19 protein-coding genes are annotated in these 18841 nt (G+C 69.3%); 12 read left to right on the forward strand and 7 right to left on the reverse strand.

The features are described from left to right. The first annotated feature begins 51 nt into the window (after positions 1-51). The gene (locus V9G19_RS21990) at positions 52-4125 is read left to right on the forward strand and encodes an NACHT and WD40 repeat domain-containing protein (protein ID WP_462287514.1); all 4074 of its coding nucleotides are present in this window, start codon (positions 52-54) and stop codon (positions 4123-4125) included. Beyond that, entirely contained in the window at positions 4122-4604 is a 483-nt protein-coding gene (locus V9G19_RS21995) for a hypothetical protein (RefSeq protein ID WP_462287515.1), read from the forward strand. The genes V9G19_RS21990 and V9G19_RS21995 overlap by 4 nt, the downstream gene beginning before the upstream one ends. A gap of 85 nt (positions 4605-4689) precedes the next feature. Here V9G19_RS21995 and V9G19_RS22000 read toward each other — a convergent pair whose 3' ends face one another. Together V9G19_RS22000 and V9G19_RS22005 are read right to left on the reverse strand one after the other, a co-directional pair. Next, the gene (locus V9G19_RS22000) at positions 4690-5538 is read right to left on the reverse strand and encodes an AMP-dependent synthetase/ligase (RefSeq protein WP_462287516.1); all 849 of its coding nucleotides are present in this window, start codon (positions 5536-5538) and stop codon (positions 4690-4692) included. A 13-nt stretch (positions 5539-5551) separates the two neighbouring features. After that, the gene (locus V9G19_RS22005; RefSeq protein WP_462287517.1) at positions 5552-6343 is read right to left on the reverse strand and encodes an AMP-binding protein; all 792 of its coding nucleotides are present in this window, start codon (positions 6341-6343) and stop codon (positions 5552-5554) included. Between the two features lie 249 nt (positions 6344-6592). Here V9G19_RS22005 and V9G19_RS22010 point away from each other — a divergent pair, with 249 nt between their 5' ends. Continuing rightward, complete coding sequence (locus V9G19_RS22010; protein ID WP_462287518.1) at positions 6593-7159, forward strand: TetR/AcrR family transcriptional regulator; 567 nt, start codon at positions 6593-6595, stop codon at positions 7157-7159. A 17-nt stretch (positions 7160-7176) separates the two neighbouring features. Here V9G19_RS22010 and V9G19_RS22015 read toward each other — a convergent pair whose 3' ends face one another. Beyond that, positions 7177-8712 carry an AMP-binding protein gene (locus V9G19_RS22015; RefSeq protein ID WP_462287519.1) on the reverse strand — a complete coding sequence of 512 codons (1536 nt, stop codon included), beginning with the start codon at positions 8710-8712 and terminating at the stop codon, positions 7177-7179. A 117-nt stretch (positions 8713-8829) separates the two neighbouring features. Here V9G19_RS22015 and V9G19_RS22020 point away from each other — a divergent pair, with 117 nt between their 5' ends. Next, positions 8830-9282: a hypothetical protein gene (locus V9G19_RS22020; protein ID WP_462287520.1), complete on the forward strand. Its 453-nt coding sequence runs from the start codon at positions 8830-8832 to the stop codon at positions 9280-9282. Positions 9283-9349: 67 nt separating this feature from the next. Beyond that, a complete protein-coding gene (locus tag V9G19_RS22025; RefSeq protein WP_462287521.1) occupies positions 9350-9649 on the forward strand; it encodes a helix-turn-helix domain-containing protein in 300 nt (99 codons plus the stop codon). Positions 9650-9652: 3 nt separating this feature from the next. Here the strand turns inward: V9G19_RS22025 and V9G19_RS22030 are convergent, their stop codons facing one another. The 3 genes from V9G19_RS22030 to V9G19_RS22040 all read right to left on the reverse strand — a co-directional run bounded on the left by V9G19_RS22030 (position 9653) and on the right by V9G19_RS22040 (position 12323). Continuing rightward, entirely contained in the window at positions 9653-10252 is a 600-nt protein-coding gene (locus V9G19_RS22030) for a ClpP family protease (RefSeq protein WP_462287522.1), read from the reverse strand. Next, the gene (locus V9G19_RS22035) at positions 10249-10875 is read right to left on the reverse strand and encodes a ClpP family protease (RefSeq protein WP_462287523.1); all 627 of its coding nucleotides are present in this window, start codon (positions 10873-10875) and stop codon (positions 10249-10251) included. Before V9G19_RS22035 ends, V9G19_RS22030 begins: the two co-directional genes overlap by 4 nt. An 89-nt stretch (positions 10876-10964) precedes the next feature. Next, positions 10965-12323, reverse strand: coding sequence for an alpha-amylase family protein (locus V9G19_RS22040; protein WP_462287524.1), 1359 nt, complete (start codon positions 12321-12323; stop codon positions 10965-10967). Between the two features lie 55 nt (positions 12324-12378). Between V9G19_RS22040 and V9G19_RS22045 the strand changes: the two genes are divergently transcribed. The 3 genes from V9G19_RS22045 (at position 12379) to serS (ending at position 14866) form a co-directional block, all read left to right on the forward strand. Further along, positions 12379-12678: an alpha/beta hydrolase family protein gene (locus tag V9G19_RS22045; RefSeq protein ID WP_462287525.1), complete on the forward strand. Its 300-nt coding sequence runs from the start codon at positions 12379-12381 to the stop codon at positions 12676-12678. A gap of 107 nt (positions 12679-12785) precedes the next feature. Further along, positions 12786-13280 carry a hypothetical protein gene (locus V9G19_RS22050; protein ID WP_462287526.1) on the forward strand — a complete coding sequence of 165 codons (495 nt, stop codon included), beginning with the start codon at positions 12786-12788 and terminating at the stop codon, positions 13278-13280. Positions 13281-13591: 311 nt separating this feature from the next. Next, a complete protein-coding gene (serS, locus tag V9G19_RS22055) occupies positions 13592-14866 on the forward strand; it encodes a serine--tRNA ligase (RefSeq protein ID WP_462287527.1) in 1275 nt (424 codons plus the stop codon). 87 nt (positions 14867-14953) lie between these two features. On the opposite strand, the gene V9G19_RS22060 is transcribed toward serS, so the two are convergent. After that, a complete protein-coding gene (locus V9G19_RS22060; RefSeq protein WP_462287623.1) occupies positions 14954-15115 on the reverse strand; it encodes a sunset domain-containing protein in 162 nt (53 codons plus the stop codon). A gap of 418 nt (positions 15116-15533) precedes the next feature. Between V9G19_RS22060 and V9G19_RS22065 the strand changes: the two genes are divergently transcribed. The 4 genes from V9G19_RS22065 (at position 15534) to V9G19_RS22080 (ending at position 18824) form a co-directional block, all read left to right on the forward strand. After that, positions 15534-16502, forward strand: a complete 969-nt coding sequence (locus tag V9G19_RS22065; protein ID WP_462287528.1) for a PadR family transcriptional regulator — start codon at positions 15534-15536, stop codon at positions 16500-16502. A gap of 335 nt (positions 16503-16837) precedes the next feature. Further along, on the forward strand, positions 16838-17107 hold the full coding sequence (locus tag V9G19_RS22070) for a hypothetical protein (RefSeq protein ID WP_462287529.1): 270 nt from the start codon (positions 16838-16840) through the stop codon (positions 17105-17107). Next, the gene (locus V9G19_RS22075; RefSeq protein WP_462287530.1) at positions 17107-17499 is read left to right on the forward strand and encodes a hypothetical protein; all 393 of its coding nucleotides are present in this window, start codon (positions 17107-17109) and stop codon (positions 17497-17499) included. Before V9G19_RS22070 ends, V9G19_RS22075 begins: the two co-directional genes overlap by 1 nt. Positions 17500-18152: 653 nt before the next feature. Continuing rightward, entirely contained in the window at positions 18153-18824 is a 672-nt protein-coding gene (locus V9G19_RS22080; RefSeq protein ID WP_462287531.1) for a hypothetical protein, read from the forward strand. Positions 18825-18841 lie beyond the last annotated feature (17 nt).

Consider the following 18841-nt stretch of genomic DNA (forward strand, 5'->3'; position numbering starts at 1 on the left):
CGGGACCATCCTTTCGAGAGTGCTGTGATGGGTTCACTCGAAGGATGCCCGGTGGCCGTCGTGTCTCCCGGGAAGGACACGAACAACCACCGGCCTCGTACACCAACGTTACGGACTCAACTCGAGGACAAGGACGCCTTCGTCCAGCAGGTGCTCGTCGCGGTCCGTCATCGCCTGGCTTCGTCGGCGACGCCCTCGGGGCAGGAAACCGCCGCTGCCAGCGCGGTCCGGGCCAGCCGGGGCCACATCCGTCCTCCTGACCGGGACGTCGATCCCATCGACCCGATTGCCGGCTATTCCGACGACGCCGCCTGGTGGCAACGTCCAGAGCACAAGCTCGTGGACGTCACCATCTCGAGTGGCGCGCTGGAAGGCTGGGTCGGGGCTCGCGAGCGCACCATTCGGCCAAACGGTAAGGCGCTGCCTGCGGTGGAGACCCTCGCGTCCTGGGCCGGCGACGTCCAATCCCCTTCCCTGCTGACGGCCGTCCTCGGCGACCTCGGCACGGGCAAGACCACCACGATGAAATTGCTCACCGACGAGCTCCTCGACCGCCGCGAACGGTCCGGACCGGACGCGGAACCGCTGCCCATCCTCTTCGATCTGCGGCGGATGACAGTCGAGCAATACCGGCGGTCCCCGAATCTGCGCGGTGTGATCGAAGCCCTCCTCGACGCCGAAACGACTGCGGGGCACCGGCCGTCGGTGGAGGCCGTCCTCGACGCCATCAGTTCCGGTGGCTGCCTCGTCATCTTCGACGGCCTCGATGAGATCCTCGTCCACCTCAGTGGCCGCGAGGGGCAAGAGTTCACCCGGCACCTTTTGGAGAGCACGCGGACGTTCTGGCAACCGACGCGACGGCGCCCCGCAGCTAGCGCCGGTCTTCGCCCGAGCAAGCTGCTGGTTACCTGCCGCACGCACTACTTCCGGGACGTCAAGGACGAGACGGCACATCTGACGGCGCAGGATCGGGGCGGCCCGGTCAAGGACGCCTGGCAGTTGCTCTTCATGCTCCCCTTCACGGAGGCCCAGATCCGGGACTACCTGGCCGCCAATCTTGCTGGGGCGGACGTCGATCGCCTCATGGACCTGCTGGCCGGTGTTCACGATCTGCGCGGCATGGCCGAGCGGCCGCTCACTCTGATGATGATCAGCGAGGAACTCGAATACGTCGAGCAGGCCAAGCTGGCCGGGGCAACGGTCCGTCCGGTCGACCTGTATGCCGCGATGACCGACCGCTGGCTCGCTCGCGACTCCGGCAAACACACGCTCTTGCCGGAGCACAAGCAAGAGCTCATGGAGCACCTCGCCGCCGAACTCTGGCGCCACGGCCGCCGGTCCTGGTCGGCAGCGCACCAAGATCAGTGGGTGGTGGACTTCCTTGCCGCGAGGCCCGACATGCGCCGCCACTATCCGAACGAGATGAAACCCGACCTGTGGAAAGAGGATCTGCGCACCGCAAGTTTCGTCTCGCGACGCGGCGACGACGAATTCACCTTCGGGCACAGCTCCCTGCACGAATACTTCCTCGCTCGCTACCTCGCCGCAGCGCTTGCCCTGGGCCCGGACAAGGTCGACACGGTGCGCGAACTCTGGGCCATGCCGGTGCCGAGCCGGGAGACTCTCGACTTCCTCGGCCAACTCGGGGCCACCACGCCGGAGTCCGCGCGCGTGGCCCGAGAAACCCTCACCGCTCTGAACGGCCGGTATGCCGCGCAAGCCAGCGAACTGGCGCTCGCCTACGCCCTCGCGGCGGCGGACAACGGCCACCCGCATCAGCCGCTCGCCGGAGCTCACTTATCCGACGCGCAACTGGCGGGGTGGACCATCGGATCGCCTCGTCGGCGAACGGACCTGTCGCGCGCACACTTAGAACGCGCGGACCTGTCGCGTGCCAGGCTCACTAATGCATCGCTGGCGGGGTCTCAGCTCGTGCAGGCGGACCTCAGCCACGCGCTAATTCGCGGGTCCACCTTTAGCGACGCTGATCTCACCGGAGCGACTCTCACTGGCACGACCTTCCGGGAGTGTCAATTGGACGCGATGGGCATCACGTCGGCGCACACTTATCGCACGGCCGCCCTGCGCTGCCAAGCGGCGCCCGAGCGCCCAGGCTGGCTGATCGCCCCGAGGGCCGACCCACCCTTACCCGTCGGCACCATGCTCCCCTTCACCGGCCACACCGGCTGGGTCTTGGCGGTGGCGTATGCCCCGGACGGGACCCGCCTGGCCAGCGGCAGCGACGGGGAGGTGCGGATCTGGGATGCCGCGACCGGGCAGCCGATCCACACCCTGACCGGCCACACCGGCGGGGTCTGGGCGGTGGCGTATGCCCCGGACGGGACCCGCCTGGCCAGCGGCAGCGGCGATGGGACGGTGCGGATCTGGGATGCCGCGACCGGGCAGCCGATCCACACCCTGACCGGCCACACCGGCGGGGTCTGGGCGGTGGCGTATGCCCCGGACGGGACCCGCCTGGCCAGCGGCAGCGAGGATGGGACGGTGCGGATCTGGGATGCCGCGACCGGGCAGCCGATCCACACCCTGACCGGCCACACCGGCCTGGTCCGGGCGGTGGCGTATGCCCCGGACGGGACCCGCCTGGCCAGCGGCAGCGGCGATGGGACGGTGCGGATCTGGGATGCCGCGACCGGGCAGCCGATCCACACCCTGACCGGCCACACCGGCCTGGTCCGGGCGGTGGCGTATGCCCCGGACGGGACCCGCCTGGCCAGCGGCAGCGGCGATGGGACGGTGCGGATCTGGGATGCCGCGACCGGGCAGCCGATCCACACCCTGACCGGCCACACCGGCCTGGTCCGGGCGGTGGCGTATGCCCCGGACGGGACCCGCCTGGCCAGCGGCAGCGAGGATGGGACGGTGCGGATCTGGGATGCCGCGACCGGGCAGCCGATCCACACCCTGACCGGCCACACCGGCCGGGTCTGGGCGGTGGCGTATGCCCCGGACGGGACCCGCCTGGCCAGCGGCAGCGACGGGGAGGTGCGGATCTGGGATGCCGCGACCGGGCAGCCGATCCACACCCTGACCGGCCACACCGGCGGGGTCTGGGCGGTGGCGTATGCCCCGGACGGGACCCGCCTGGCCAGCGGCAGCCGCGATGGGACGGTGCGGATCTGGGATGCCGCGACCGGGCAGCCGATCCACACCCTGACCGGCCACACCGGCGGGGTCTGGGCGGTGGCGTATGCCCCGGACGGGACCCGCCTGGCCAGCGGCAGCGAGGATGGGACGGTGCGGATCTGGGATGCCGCGACCGGGCAGCCGATCCACACCCTGACCGGCCACACCGGCGGGGTCTGGGCGGTGGCGTATGCCCCGGACGGGACCCGCCTGGCCAGCGGCAGCGGCGATGGGACGGTGCGGATCTGGGATGCCGCGACCGGGCAGCCGATCCACACCCTGACCGGCCACACCGGCGGGGTCTGGGCGGTGGCGTATGCCCCGGACGGGACCCGCCTGGCCAGCGGCAGCGAGGATGGGACGGTGCGGATCTGGGATGCCGCGACCGGGCAGCCGATCCACACCCTGACCGGCCACACCGGCGGGGTCTGGGCGGTGGCGTATGCCCCGGACGGGACCCGCCTGGCCAGCGGCAGCGACGGGGAGGTGCGGATCTGGGATGCCGCGACCGGGCAGCCGATCCACACCCTGACCGGCCACACCGGCGGGGTCTGGGCGGTGGCGTATGCCCCGGACGGGACCCGCCTGGCCAGCGGCAGCGACGGGGAGGTGCGGATCTGGGATGCCGCGACCGGGCAGCCGATCCACACCCTGACCGGCCACACCGGCGGGGTCTGGGCGGTGGCGTATGCCCCGGACGGGACCCGCCTGGCCAGCGGCAGCCGCGATGGGACGGTGCGGATCTGGGATGCCGCGACCGGGGAGCCGGACGGCATCCGGCTGCACTATCTCGGTGACGGCGAGACGGCGGTGTTCGACGCCGATGGGACGCTGATCGGCGCCTCCGAGGAAAGCTGGCAGTGGCTGGGCTGGAACGCCATCGTGGACGGGCAGATCACCCGACTGCCGGCCGAGACCTACGGTCCTCTGCCACCACTGCGCACCGCGCCGACTGACCACCCAAAGGAGGCCCACCGATGAAGGACGCCCCAGAGTCGTGGGCGATCGTCGTGTCAATCGTCGCGCTTGCCTTGTCGGGGATGGCGACCTGGCTGACCCTTCGGCACAGCTCGCGCAGCCAGCGGCTGGCGACCTTTGAGCGGATTCACGAAGCGCTCATCGACCCCAAAGCGGCTGGTGGTCGCAAGCTCCTGTACCAAGCCGCAAAGTCGGGCAACTTCCCCGTGCTGGGCGACGAGGACTGGGACCAGGTCAACTATGCACTGGCTCTCTACGACACTCTCGGTAGCTATCTGAGCCTGAGACTCGTCGATCGGGACGTTGTCACGGCCGCCTGGTATCACCCCGTGATCGACATCGCCGGTCCGGTCGAGCAGTTCCTGGCCCACCGGCGCAGCCTCGGCATCAACCAACCCTGGACCTATCTGCTGGACCTGATCTCCCTGATGCGGCAGACCACCTGTCCATGCCGGGTCTGCCGAGAAAGCCGCCGCGGCTGATGCTGACCCGGCAAACTCACCACCGTTCGGCACAGCAGCCGGCGGCCGTGCTGGATTTCGCCGAGACGCGATCGGCACCTCGGGATCAATTGGCCGGATAGAGACTCTCGACTTGCGGCGCGAAGTGGTCGAGCACCACCGACCGGCGCAGCTTCATACTCGGGGTCAATTCGCCGGCTTCGAGGGTCAGATCGCGGTCGAGGATGGCGAAGCGTTTGATCGTCTCCCACCGGTTCAGGCCCCGGTTGAGTTCGTCGACATAGCCCTGGACAAGGTCTCGTGCCTGCGGTGAGGTGACGATCTCGGCATAGCTGCCCCCGTCCAGGCCCTGTTCGGCGGCCCAGGGCGTGATCGCCTCGGCGTCGAGGGTGACCAGGGCGCTGGCGTAGTTGTGGCCGTCGCCGAGGACGACGAATTGGCTGACATAGGGGCACAGCCCCTTGACGTGCGCCTCGATCAGGCCCGGGGCGACATACTTGCCGCCGGAGGTCTTGAAGACGTCCTTCTTGCGCCCGGTGATCCGGATGAAGCCGCGCTCGTCGATCTCGCCGAGGTCGCCGGTGCAGAACCGGCCGTCCTCGGTGAACACGGCCGCGGTCGCGTCGGGGTTGCCGTGGTAGCCGCGCATGACACCGGGACCCTTGACGAGGATCTCGCCGTCCGCGGCCGTCGTGATCTCGGTTCCGGGCGCGGGTCGACCGATCGACCCGAAGACGTGCCTGCCCGGCTCGGGGAGGTTGACGGTCGTGAACGCCGAGGTCTCGGTCAACCCGTAGCCCTCGCACACGGTCAGGCCAACGGCCGCGAACCAGCGGGCCACATCGGCATCCAGCGGCGCCGACCCCGAGATGAGGAACCGGATCCGCCCGCCGAAGCGCTCGCGAACCTTGGCCAGGACGAGCGGATCGGCCACCGCGAACTGGGCCCGCGTCACCAACCCCACCGGTTCACCGCGCTCGCGGCTGGTCGCGACGTCGCGCCCCACACCGAGTGCCCACGACGTCAACGCCCGCTTGACCGGGCTGGTCTCGGCGTCGAGGACGGACGCCGTCGAGGACGGACGCGACCTTGGCCTTCTCGAAAACGCGCGGCGCCGCACCCATCCACGTCGGCCGGATGATCGCCAGGTTGTCGACGATGCGGTCCTGGCGCCCATCGATCGCGGTCGGGAACCCGATCTGCATCGGGATGGTGAGCAGCACCTTGCCGAAGACGTGCGACAGCGGCAGCCACAGGAACTGCAGGTCCTCCGGGCGCATCAGGCCGATCGCATCGGCGGCGGCGGCGACATAGACAAACGCGTCGTGGGTCAGCTCGGCGCCCTTGGGCCTGCCGGTCGTGCCGGAGGTATAGATGATCGTGGCCAGGTGATCGGGCTCTAGAGCATCGATGCGGGCATCGATCACGCCGGAATCGTTGCGCAGCAGCGCCTCGCCGCGCCGCGCCAACTCGTCGGTGGAGATCAGCCAATCGTCGTCGGCGGCCGAGGAGTCGAAGCAGACGACCGTGCGGACCGAGGGGATCTGCGCGCGCTGCTCGCGCAGTTTGGCCACCTGGTCGGCATCCTCGGCGAAGACCACCGTGCAGCCGGCGTCGGCGAGCAGGTAGGCGACGTCGGCGGACATCGTGTTCGGATAGATCGTCGTCGTCGCCGCGCCCGCGCACATGATCGCCAGGTCCGCGAGAACCCATTCGTAGCGGGTCGCGGAGGCGATGGCCACCCGGTCTTGCGGCCGCACCTCCAGCGACCAGCCCCGCCGCCCACGCCCAGACGATCGTGCGCACGTCGCGCCAGCTGACGTGCTCGAGGGAGTCACCGCGGAAGTACTGATAGGCGACCTCGTCGGGAGAACGCTCCACTCGATCGCGGAAGAGATGGGCGACACTGGGCTGCCGGTTGTCCAGGGCGGTGACGTCGGTGGTTGTCTGAGTGTCCGGCATACGGCCCATGTTAGAGCATTGCTCTAGAGCAGAACTCCAGGAGGATTGTGGCACCAACGCCTACCCGCGACGCCGTGCTCGACGCCGCCCTCCAGCTACTGGCCGAGGACGGCCCCGGCGGGGTGACGATCGCCCGGATCACCGGACTCTCCGGTGTGTCCAATGGCAGCATCTATCACCATTTCGGCAGCCGCGAGGGAGTCCTGTTGGCGCTGCTCGTCGACTGCTTCGCCGATCTGGTGGCCACGCTGGCCCAGGCGCTCGACGACCGGCCGGCACGGGAGTGCATCCGCGATCTGGTGGCCCGGCATCTGGCCTGGGTGCGCGAGCACCCGGGCAAGGCGGCGGTGCTCTATCGCGTGCCGCTCGATGCCACCGTGCTGTCCGGCACCGCCGACTCCCAGCGGGCCGTGCACACCAAGGACCTCGCCGCGGCCCCCCTCGTGCGCTGGATGCGCGCCCGGCAAACGGCCGGCGAACTGCGTTCCGTCCCGGACTGGGCGCTCGATCCGATCGTTCTCGCGCCGGTCCATGAGGCCGCCCGGCGCGGCCTGCTCAGCGCCGAGGCGGAGGAGCAGGTCGCCGCGATGGTCTGGGCCGGGCTCGAAGCCTGACCGAACCCTGCCGCGGCTCAGTTCACCTTCCGGCCGCGGTCCTCCCAATACGGGGCGCGCAGCTTGAACTTCTGCAGCTTGCCAGTTGCGGTGCGGGCCAAGGCATCGCGGAACTCCACCGACGACGGCGCCTTGAACCGGGCCGCGCGGGTCTTGCAGTAGTCGATGAGTTCCGCCTCGGTCACGGTGGCGCCCTCGCGGCATACGACCAGCGCCTTGATCGTCTCGCCCCATTTGGCGTCGGGGACCCCGATGACCGCGACCTCGGCGACATCAGGGTGAGAGAACAGGACGTCCTCGACCTCGATCGAGCTGACGTTCTCACCGCCGGTGATGATCACGTCCTTGCGCCGGTCGGAGATCGTCAGATAGCCGTCGTCGTCCAGCGAGCCGCCGTCGCCGGTGTGGAACCAGCCGCCCTCCAGGCAGCGCTCCGTCTCGGCCGGGTTGTCCCAATAGCCGGCGAGCACGACATTGGAGCGGGCCAGCACCTCCCCCTTGGGGTCGACCGACAACTCGACACCAACGGCCGGGTTCCCGGCCCGCACCAGCTTGGCCGCGCGCTCCTGGGTGCCCAGGCCGTCCCACTCGGCGCGGCTGCGGTTGACCGTCAGCAGCGGCGCGGTCTCGGTCAGCCCATAGATCTGGATGAACTCCCAGCCGAGTTCCTCCTCGACCCGGGCGATCGTCCGGCTCGGGGGCGGGGCGCCGGCGACGATGATCCGCACCCGACCGCGCCCGGGGACCGGGCCGTCCCAGTTCTTCGCCGCGTCGAGCACGGTCGCGACCACCGCCGGCGCGCCGCACATCAGCGTCACACCATGGCGCTCGACCCGGCGCAGGATCTCCGGCCCGTCGACCTTACGGAGCACCACCTGCGGGACGCCGAGCCCGGCGCAGACGAACGGCATACCCCAGCCGTTGCAGTGGAACATCGGCAGCGTATGCAGGTAGACGTCGCGATCGGTGACGCCCAGGTGCAGGCCCATCATCATCGCGTTGGTCCACAGATTGCGGTGGGTCAACTGCACGCCCTTGGGGCGCGCGGTCGTCCCGGAGGTGTAGTTGATCGTCGCCGTGGCGTTCTCATCGGGCGCCGACCACGGCGTCGGCTCGCCGCCACTGTCGGCGAAGAGGTGCTCGTCCTCGCCGAGGACGAAGGTATGCTCACACGGCACGCCGGCGAGATCGTCGCGTAGCTCCGGGTCGACGAAAAGCACTCGGGCACCGGACTGTTCGACGATGTATGCCACCTCGGCGCGGGAGAGCCGGAAGTTGACCGGCACCAGGATGCGGCCGAAGCCGCATACCCCGAAGATGGCGGCGAGCAGGCGCGCCGAGTTGTGCGTCACCATCGCGACCCGCTCCCCCTCCCGTATGCCGAGGCGCTCCATCGCTCGCGCGATCGCCCGCGCGCGCTCGGCCAGATCGGCATACGTGATCTCGCCGAGGGAGGCGGCCGGCTGGTCCGGCTCGTCGATGACACCCGTGCGCTCGCCATAGACGAGCGCGCCGCGGCGGATGAAGTCGGAGACGGTCAACGGCACGAGCACGGCAAACCTCCGGGCAGTCAGGTGGTGTGCAGCCTACCCGGGCGCTCGGCGCCGTGCCCTGGCCAAACCGGCCGGATGCCGTCACCATGGTGGCCAGGCCCGACGAGCGGAGTGGCGATGGACGAGGACTTCGCGGCATACCTGCACAAGGTGCGCGCCCACCGCGGCGAACTCGGTGACGCGATGCGCGCGCTCGACGACGCGCTCGGCCTCCCCGCCGGGCTCGGCACCCTGTGGCGCCGCCGGGTGCGGGCCGCCCTGACCGAGTTGGCCCACGACCTGCGGGTTCATGTCGAACTCACCGAGTCCGAGGGCGGGCTGCATGCCGATGTCCGTTCCCGGTCGCCGCGCCTGATATCCAAGTTGGAGGCGCTGCAGGCCGACCACGTGTACTTCCTCGACGAGGTCGACCGGCTGCTCGCCGCACGCGATGACGGCGCTGCGGCCGTCGACACGAACGCGCACCGCGAGGCCGTCGGCGCCCTGCTACGCCGTCTCGTCCGCCACCGCCAGCGCGGCTCCGACCTGGTCTACGAGGCCTACGTCGTCGATATCGGCGGGTCGGATTGACGGTTCCGGCGATCGGCTCCCGCGAGCGCGCTCCCGCGGGCCGGCTGGACGGTTTAGGCTGCCCGCCATGAACAACGTCGTGCCCCTGCACCGGCCCGAGCCACGGCCGCAGCCGGCGCCGGAGAAGCTGTGGCGCGAGGCGCTCGGTGAGCAGTTGCGCGCCGAGCGGAACGAACGCGGCGAGCGGATCGCCGACATCGCCGAGCGCGCCGGGGTTTCCCCGCAGTACCTCTCCGAACTCGAGCGGGGCCGCAAAGATCCGTCGTCGGAGATGCTGTCCGCGCTCGCGGGCGCGCTCGACTTGTCCACCCGCGAGCTCACCCGCCGGGTGGCGACGCGCGTGACGGCAACCTGCCTCGCGGCTTAGCAGTCAGGACGCGATCGCGCGTGCAGCGATGACCGCGTCGACCACGCCATAGTCGAGCGCGGCTTGGCCGCGCAGGATCAGGTCGCGCTCGGTGTCGGTTCGCACCTGCTCGGCCGTCTTGCCCGTATGCCGCGCCAGCAGTTCCTCCTGCATTGTCCGGACCCGCTCGACTTCCTCGGCCTCGAGGATCAGGTCGGGCACGGTCCCCCGTCCCTGGGCCGCGGGGGCGTGGATGACAACCCGGCCGTGAGGCAGGATGCTGCGGTGCCCGGAGGCGCCCCCGGCCAGCAGCAGCGCCGCGCTCGCGACCGCCTGGCCGACACAGGTGGTGTCGACCCGGGGACGGACGAACTGCATCGCGTCATAGATCGCCAGCGTCGCCGGGATGGAGCCGCCAACCGAGTTGACATACAACGCGATCGGATGATCGGGGTTCTCGTTCTCCAAGTGCAACAATTGCGCGATCACGGCGTTGGCGACGCCGTCGTCGATGCCGGTCCCGAGATAGACGATCCGGTCGGCGAGCAGCCGGCTGTAGATGTCCACGGTGCGCTCGCCCGCCGGGGTCCGCGTTGTCACGTAAGGGATCGGGTAGCTGCTCACAACGACACCCCCGAAGAGGCCCCCAGCCCGACCGGCCGTCGACGGCTCGGCAGCACCTCCTCGACCCGCTCGACGATCGCGTCGACGAAGCCATAGGCCAGCGCCTCCTGCGCGTCGAACCACCGGTCGCGCCGGGAGTCCTCCTCGACCCGTTCAACCGGTTGGCCCGTGTCCGCCGCGATGAGCGCGAGCACGGTGTCGCGGGTGCGGCGCAGCCCGTCAGCCTGGATGGCGATGTCCATCGCCGTCCCGCCGATACCCGCGGATCCCTGGTGCAGCAACACTTTTGAGTGCGGCATCGCATAGCGCTTGCCCTTGGTGCCGGACGAGAGCAGGAATTGCCCTGCGCTGTAGGCCATCCCGATGTTGACCGTGCTCACGTCGTTGGGGATCGCCCGCATGCAGTCGCGGATCGCCAGCATGCCCGGCACCGACCCCCCCGGGGAGTTGACGAACAGCCGGATGTCGGCGGCCGGGTCCTCGGCGGCAAGCAGCAGCAGCGCGGAGCACAGCCGGTTGCTGTTGTGGTCCGCCAGCTCCTCGCCGAGGACGAGGGTGCGCTGGGCGAAGAGCCGTCGATAAAGTTCCTTGTCCAGCACCAGGACGGGATCGCGTTTGCTCATGCCGATCACTGTGCGCCGCAGCCCGGATGCCGCGAAACCCCGCGCTGCTGTTGGCAGCGCTGCCCGCAGCAGCGCAGCCGCGGCGGCTGCTATCCGAGCACGGCCCAGGAGTGCGGTGCGATCGACACCTGCGCGGTGTGCCTCCGGCCGCCGGCGACCCGACCGGCGGCGGCATCACCGATGTCGGCCACACCTGCCAGCACCTGCGTCACGCGGAGATCGTCGAATGCCATGGTCTCCCCGGAGATGTTGAGGCACACCACAATCCGTTCTCCCAGGCCATCTCCGATGACTTCGAAGGCGTAGCCCGGATTGGTCAGCACGAGGTCCCGGGTGCGGCCGCGGTGCAGCCACGGATGCCGGCGGCGCAGGCAGACCAGCTCGCGGACGATGGCAAAAACCTCGTGCCCGAGAGCAAGTTCCGACGGGCTGCGGGGCATCACCGGACGGACCTGATCGTCGCCGCCGACCCGCTGCTCCTTGGTGCCGGTGTAGCCCATCTCGTCCCCGTAGTAGATCGACGGAGTTCCACCCAGAGTGAGCAGCACGGCATACGCGTGCCCGATGTGCCGAGCATCGCCGATCTGGGTGGCGATCCGGGTCACGTCGTGGTTGCCGAGGAAGGTCTGCGGGACGAAGCTGTCCAGGAAGCCGTCGTGTCGCCCGAGCGCGTGCGACAACTCCCAGAAGTTGACGCTCTGCAGGCTCGACCAGATCGCCTTCCACAGCTCGTACTGCGTCACCGAGTCCACACCCGAGCCAGCGACGAACGCGGGATAGTCGCCGTGGATGACCTCGCCGAGGATGTAGGCGTCCGGATGGCTCTCGCGCACGCGTGGAAGGACCTGCGCCCAGAAGGATTCCGGCACCGCATAGGCCGCATCCAACCGCCAGCCGTCGATGCCGCGGCCGAGCCAATGGGTCATCACCTCGACGACGAGATCGACGACCTCGGGGGCGTCATGGTTGAGTTCCACGAGCGACTGGTGCCCTTCAAAGCAGTCGTATGCCGGCAGCCCGAGTTCGTTGGTGTGTCCCCAGTGGAAGCGGAACGCCCGGCTGGCCGCCGACCCCTCGCCCTGCTCGACGGCCTGGCGGAAGAGCGGGAACTCGGTGCCGACATGGTTGAAGACACCGTCGAGGAGAATCCGCAGCCCCCGATCGCGGCACGCGGTGACCAGATGGTCGAAGTCAGCGTCGTCGCCGAGTCGCGGATCGAGGCGCCGGTAGTCGATCGTGTCGTAGCCGTGAGTACCCGAGTCGAAGATCGGGCCGAGCAACAACCCGTTGAGTCCCAGCCCGATCGCGTGGTCGAGCCAGGCCTCGATGTGCCCGAGCCGGTGGCGCACCCGGCCGTCACCGCCGGCGTCACCGGGTTCGTGGGCGGCCCCGACGAAACCCAGCGGATAGACCTGCCACCACAACACGTGTTCAACCCAGCCCGGCATGTCGCTCCCTTCCTGCGCTCTCGTTCACCCTGCCACACGCTCGCGCCGTGACAGCATGACCTCCCAGCTCACCGCCGACGACGACCCCGCCCGGCGCACTCCGGTGTATGCCGAGCGCTCACCGCTGAACGACGTCGCGCGGTTGCACGGCGACCTGCTGCTGCTTCACGGGAGCGACGATCTCGTGGTGCCACTCGACCAGGCCACCGACCTGGTCGAGGCCCTCCGCGCAGTCGACAAGCATGTGGAGCTGATCGTGTATCCGGGTGAAGGTCATGGCTTCCGCCGCGCCGAGACGATCGCGGACAGCATGGAGCGCGAACCTGACCATTACCAGCGCGCGTTCGCCCGCTGAGCGGTGGGCGTGATCCGCGCCATAGCTGCGTCCTAGGGTTTGCGTCTGCTTGCTATAGCAAGCATACTGGGAGGTGTTCCATCCAGCCGCGAGATCCAGGAGAGATCATGAGCGAGCAGACCCCAGCCAAGAAGACCACTAAGAGCGCTCCGGCGAGCGACAAGGCCTCCCTCGACCTCGGCCCGCTGGCCGACCTCGTCGACAGCCGCCCGGTCTATGCCTACCTCGGCATGGCTGACCTGGTTTTCGAGAAGATCCGCGAGGAACTCGGCAAGGCCGGCGAGTTGGCCGAGAAGTCCCTCAAGGATCTGACCGACCTGCCCAGCGAGGCGCGCGAGTACATCGAGAAGTTCCTCGACCAACTTCCTTCCAGCCCCAAGGAGGCCGCCGACAAGTCCGCGGAGTTCTATGACGACCTCGCCGATCGCGGCGAGAAGCTCGTGGAGCGCATTCAGAGCCAGCAGTCGGTCAAGGACCTGATCGACGGCGTCAACAAGTCGACCGAGCATGGCGTGGCTGCCATCACCGGTGTCCGCGACTCCGCGGGCAAGCTCCCCCGGGCCGCTGCCGACACCGTCGAGTCCGTGGGCGAGGAGGACTGACCGCAAGCAGATCGGGCAACGCGCCGACAATCAGGGGGCCTACGAGGCCCCCTGATCGTTGCCTCACCGGGTTCGTCGCGCGAAAAGCGCCGGATCATGCCATGCTCATATCGTGACCAGCGGTTTAGCTGGCACCAGGGCCGGGCAGTGGTGTCCCTCCCGCCACTGCCCGGCCCCAGGCCGCGACAGTGGGCCCGCGTCTTGACCGACGGATGGGAGGCCGATGCCCGTGCGTCGACAGCCCCGACGCACGGGTGCCGACGGGGAAAACGCCGGGAAGTGGCGAGCCGGCCGCCACTAGAATCGAGCCCATGCTCGACCTTCAGACTCTGCGCGATCACCCGGACGCGGTGCGCGACTCGCAACGGGCGCGGGGCGAGGACCCCGCCCTGGTCGACCGCCTGCTCACGCTGGATAAGAACCGCCGCACCGCCACGACCGCGTTGGACACGGCGCGGGCAGAGCAAAAGAGGATGAGCACCAACCTCAAGAATGCCGCCACTGAAGAACGGCCTCGACTGCAGCAGGAGGCGCGGGCCGCCGCCGAGCGGATCAAGTTGATGACCGCCGACCACGCAGCGCTCGAGGCCGACCTCGCCACCGCGTTGCGGCAGCTGCCCAATCTGATCATCGACGGGGTCCCAGCCGGCGGCGAGGACGACTTCCGCACGCTCACCGAGGCCGGGGACAAGCGCGATTTCACCGCCGAAGGCTTTGCCCCCCAGGACCATCTCGATCTCGGCCGGGCACTCGGGATCATCGATATGGAGAGGGGGGCGCGGGTGTCGGGCTCGCGCTTCCCCTACCTGCGCGGCGACGGTGTGCGCCTGGAGAACGCAATCATGCGCCTGTGCCAGGACGTGGCCCGCGAGGAGGGGTTCGTCCCGCTCTCGGTTCCCAACCTGGTCAACGAGCCGACGATGCGCGGCACCGGCTTCCTCGACTCGCACGCCGAGGACATCTACTTCCTCGAACTCGACGGCCTCTATCTGACCGGGACCTCGGAGGTGGCCCTGGTCGCCTACCACAGCGACGAGATTGTCGACCTGGCCTCGGGTCCACTGCGCTATACGGCCACCTCGACGTGCTATCGGCGTGAGGCCGGCTCGCACGGGAAGGACACCCGCGGCATCTTCCGCACTCACCAGTTCCAAAAGACCGAGATGGTCGTCGTCTGCCGACAGGAGGACGCCGAGCAGGAGCACGAGCGGTTGCTGCATGTCGAGCGCCGGATCCTCGACATGGTCGACGTGCCCTATCGGGTCATTGACGTGGCGGCCGGTGACCTGGGCTCGTCGGCCGCCCGCAAATTCGACTGCGAGGCATGGATTCCCAGCCAGGAGCGCTATCGGGAACTCACGTCGACGTCGAACTGCACGACCTATCAGGCACGGCGGCTGCGCATCCGTGAGCGCGACCCGCAGGGCTCGGGCAACCGGCCGGTGGCGACGCTCAACGGGACGATGGCGACGACCCGCTGGATCGTGGCCATCCTGGAAAACCATCAGCAGGCCGACGGGAGCGTGGTCCTGCCCGGCCCGCTCGCCGAGCGCGCCGGCGTCGACGTCCTCCGGCCGCCGTCCTAATCCGGCGTCCGGGGGTTGATCCCGTGTGGGGGTTGATCCCGTGTGGGGGTTGGTCCCAGCGTCAGGCTCGGTCCGGCGTCCGGCTGGTCAGCTCGCGGGGCTGAACCCGGCGCGCTCTGCGGCCCCGGTGTCAAGGAACCACACGTGCGGATCGGCGCCACCGTAGCCGGGGTGGTCTTGCGTCATGAAGGTTTTGGTGTCCTCCCACGCCTTGACGGCGTGGCCGAGCGGCAGCGCGCCATCGTCGATCGGTGCGGCCGAGCCGACGCCTTACCCGCCGTCGCGGACCTCCTCCCCAGGACATCAGTCGTTGCGATCGTCGCTAACGGTCTCCCACCGGCGGATGCGGGTTAGCGGGCCACGAATGTCGCCCCTCCCACAGGGCACGCCCCGTCGGTGACTGGTGATCAAGTGGCCTCACGGCTCGCAATTGACGCCGCGCTGACGGTGAACTTGACACGGCGCGTTTAACGACATATCTTTGACATATCGCTAGTGCGATGCTCCGAGGAAGCACGGAGGAGCCCCGGTTCCGGCAGGAACCCCGGCGCCCCGCCTTCCACCCGGGCTCGCGCCCCGACCGGGCGCGGCTCGCCACACACATCCCCACCGGCGCCGCGACGCACTCGTCGCGGCTCGGCAACGGCATACCAGGAGAACAGCCACCATGACCAACGAATCGACACCCGACGACATCCCCGACTTCGACGACGACTTCCCCTTCGGGCCCGGCCATCGGGGCGGGCGCCGCGGACCACACGGCCCGCACGAGCGGCGCCGCCACCGCGGCGGGCGCGGCCCGAGCGAGAGCGGCTTCGAGAACTTCTTCGGGCCGGACGGGCCCCTCGGCCCGCGTGGCCCCTTCGGACCCGGCGGCCTGTTCGGCCGCGAGGGCGCCGAGATCGCCCGCTCCCTCTGGGAAGCGGCAACCTCCGGAAGCACCCCGCCCGCACCCAACTACCGCGGAACCCGCGACCGGGACGGCGAGCACGACCATGACAACCCCTGGGCAGAAGTGACCGACCATCCCCGCGGCGAGCGCCGGCGGCGTGGGCCCGGCCCGGAGGCGCGCGGCCGGCGAGGTGGCGGCCGCGGCGGCAGGCGCGGGCGACGCCCACGCGGCGACGTCCGGCTCGCTGCCCTGTTGCTCATCGCCGAGGAGCCCCGCAACGGCTACCAGGTGATCGAAGAGCTGGTCGCCCGCACGGGCGGGGCCTGGCGCCCCAGCTCGGGCGCGGTCTATCCGGCGCTCGCCCAGCTGGAGGACGAGGGCCTGATCGAGGCCTTCGACAACGACGGCCGCAAGGCCTTCCGGCTCACCGACACCGGACGAGACGCCGCAGCCGCGGCCCAGGACGCCCCCCGCCCGTGGGAGACCGCCACCGAGGAGGCCAGCGAGGCGCTCGGCGGACGTCAGAGCAGCCTCTTGTGGCAGTCCTTCGGCCAAGTGGCGATGGCCACCAAGGCCGTGGCCGCCACCAAGGACGAGGCCACGGTCGCCGAAGCGGCCCGCCTGTTGGAACAGACCCGCCGCTCGCTCTATCGCCTGCTCGCCGACGGCCCGCAGGATGCGACCGGCCCGCAGTTTGCGACCGGCCCGCAGGATGCGACCGGCGGCGAGGAGCCGACGGCCTAAGGCGCAACCGCAACCGCCGTCACAACCACGCAACGGGGTCCGCGCCGAGGGCGGCGCGGGCCCCGTTTGCCAACCGCTGGCGACTGCTGATCCAACATCACGATCACGACCGGCCTGGTCAACGCCACGACGGCGCCGGAGCTGTTGCGCGAGATCGAGTCCGGGACGATTGCCCGGAACTCAGCCGGCGCCTGTCCGACCGGCTCCCGCCTGTCGATGAGCGGATCGAGGACTTCCTCGCCTCCTATCTCGCCGGGGTCGCGGACGTCCCGAGACTTCCCCGGCGCACCTTCATCCTCGACCTGCCGGGATTGGCCCGGACCCTCTCGCTTCCGGTGGATCAGGACTCCTATTCCTCCGAATTGCTGACGAGCTACCGGCTGGCCAACGGGGTCTTGCACAACCCACGCAGCGACCGGCGCACCACCAAGGGTGTCTTTCACCTCGCCGAGGGTGGGCTGCCGATTCCCGACGACAAGAAGGCCGTCCCGCGGGAGGTCTTCGCCGGACTGCTCGCGCGCGCGCTCACTCCGCCGAGCGCCGTCCTGGAATTGCCGATCACCTCGGCCAAGAGAGCAAAGCTGCCTGCTTCGTCTCCTTGCTGATGCGCCCGCTCGTCGTCGTCCCGGTGCTCGGCCGAACGCGGGAGCGGCGCATGGAGACCCGGTTCATCGTCCCCGGCAGCATGGTCGCCAACCTCGACTTCGTCGAAGGCATCTTCGGTAACGCCGGCGATCCCTACCTGCCCGAGAACGACGCCGCGCTCGACCCGCTCGGCTGGACCGGGCACACCGGTCTCGTGGTGTTGGCGCCGCATCTGACGTCGGTCACCAAGAAGGCGCTTGGCCTGCCCCATCAGAGCGTGGCGACCGAGCGGCAGGTGCGCGACGGAATGTGCTGGAGCGACCCGGCCGAGCGCTACAACGACGGCCAGGCCTTTAAGGTGTGCGCCCGCGATGAGCGTGGTGTCATGGTGACGATCATCGCCGACAACTAGTTCGGCTACTGCAAGAAGGAAGTCAAGACGCAAATCTCGATGTCGGCCAACCTCTTCGGCGGGGCGGAGGAGGAACACTCCGGCGGGGCAATGGTTTTCCCCAGTTGGGACGAGAGCCAGGAGTTCGTCAACACGTATGCCGTCGACGCGCCGCCGGTGGCCGAGGTCGTCGCCCGCGATCCCGAGCATTGGTCGCACTCCGGGCAGGGGTGGGCGGCGCTGGCCGCCAACCCGCGCGTCGTGCTGGTTCCGGCCCATGCCCACTACAGCCTGCCGGGCCGCTCGATCACGTGGGCCGAGGAGGATGGCACCAAGCGCCGCCTGCCGTTCCGCGCCGACACGACCTATCTCGACACCACCGGCTTCCGGGTCGTCATGAAGCAGGTCCGCGATGACCCAGTGCAGTGGACGATCATCGGGACCTCCGCTCAGCTGACCGTCTGCCACAAGCCGTCGACGGTCTCCGGCGGAGGCAAGTCGGAGATCTCCAAGTCGATCGCCGACGCCATCACGATTGGCACCACCTTCGTCGCCGACTTCGACGCGGATGTGGACGCGGTCGCCGACATCATCACCCGGGACTACTCCAATCGGTATGCCGATCCCTCCTGGAACGGACACGACACCGCCCGGTCCTCGGGCCGACCCGGAGCATGGGCAGCATCATCAAACTATTTACTCCGTCAAAGGATTTCAGCGTCGAGCACAACGACTTCATCAGATCTATCCCGCCGCACGTCCTGGAGTTGGTTTATGTCATCAAGGACGCTTACCGGCCGGAGTGGGGCGCGGACTGGCGCAGTCACTTCTCGGTCAGCCGCGTCAATGGTCGTCTCGGCAACCGGCTACGGCTGGACGGCCAGCAGGTGCGCGTCGACATGTTGCGTGTCGGCTTCGAGGAGGACGGCTCCTCCCGGCTGTTCAGCCTGCGGCCTGACTTCGCCCCGGCGGTCAAGGTCCAGACCGAGGACGACATCACGGCATCGGTCGTCGTCGTCGACGACGACCATGGGCCTTCGGCCAAGTTCGTGGAGAATGGTCGGCACGCTGGGGCGCCAGCCGAGCTTCCGCTAAAGGGATGGCTGCGGCCCTGTTCAGCGGGTCACCGGCGTCAGGTAGTAGCGCTCCCCGTCTCCCGGCGTGATGTCGAAGATGGCGGGTCGGCGCTTGCCATACGGGGCAAGCAAGGCCTCGAAGCCGGCGACATCACCCTGCCCGGCGTCGATCGACGACCAACCTTGCTTGACGATCCGCCCGCCGCGGATCGCATGGAACTGCTGAATCGGATCACCGTCGCACAGACTCAGACCTCCTCAAGTAGGTGAGTGTCCGGTCCGTGAGC

Origin of the sequence: Nostocoides sp. (genome assembly GCF_037045025.1) — a bacterium.
Lineage (GTDB): Bacteria > Actinomycetota > Actinomycetes > Actinomycetales > Dermatophilaceae > Nostocoides_A.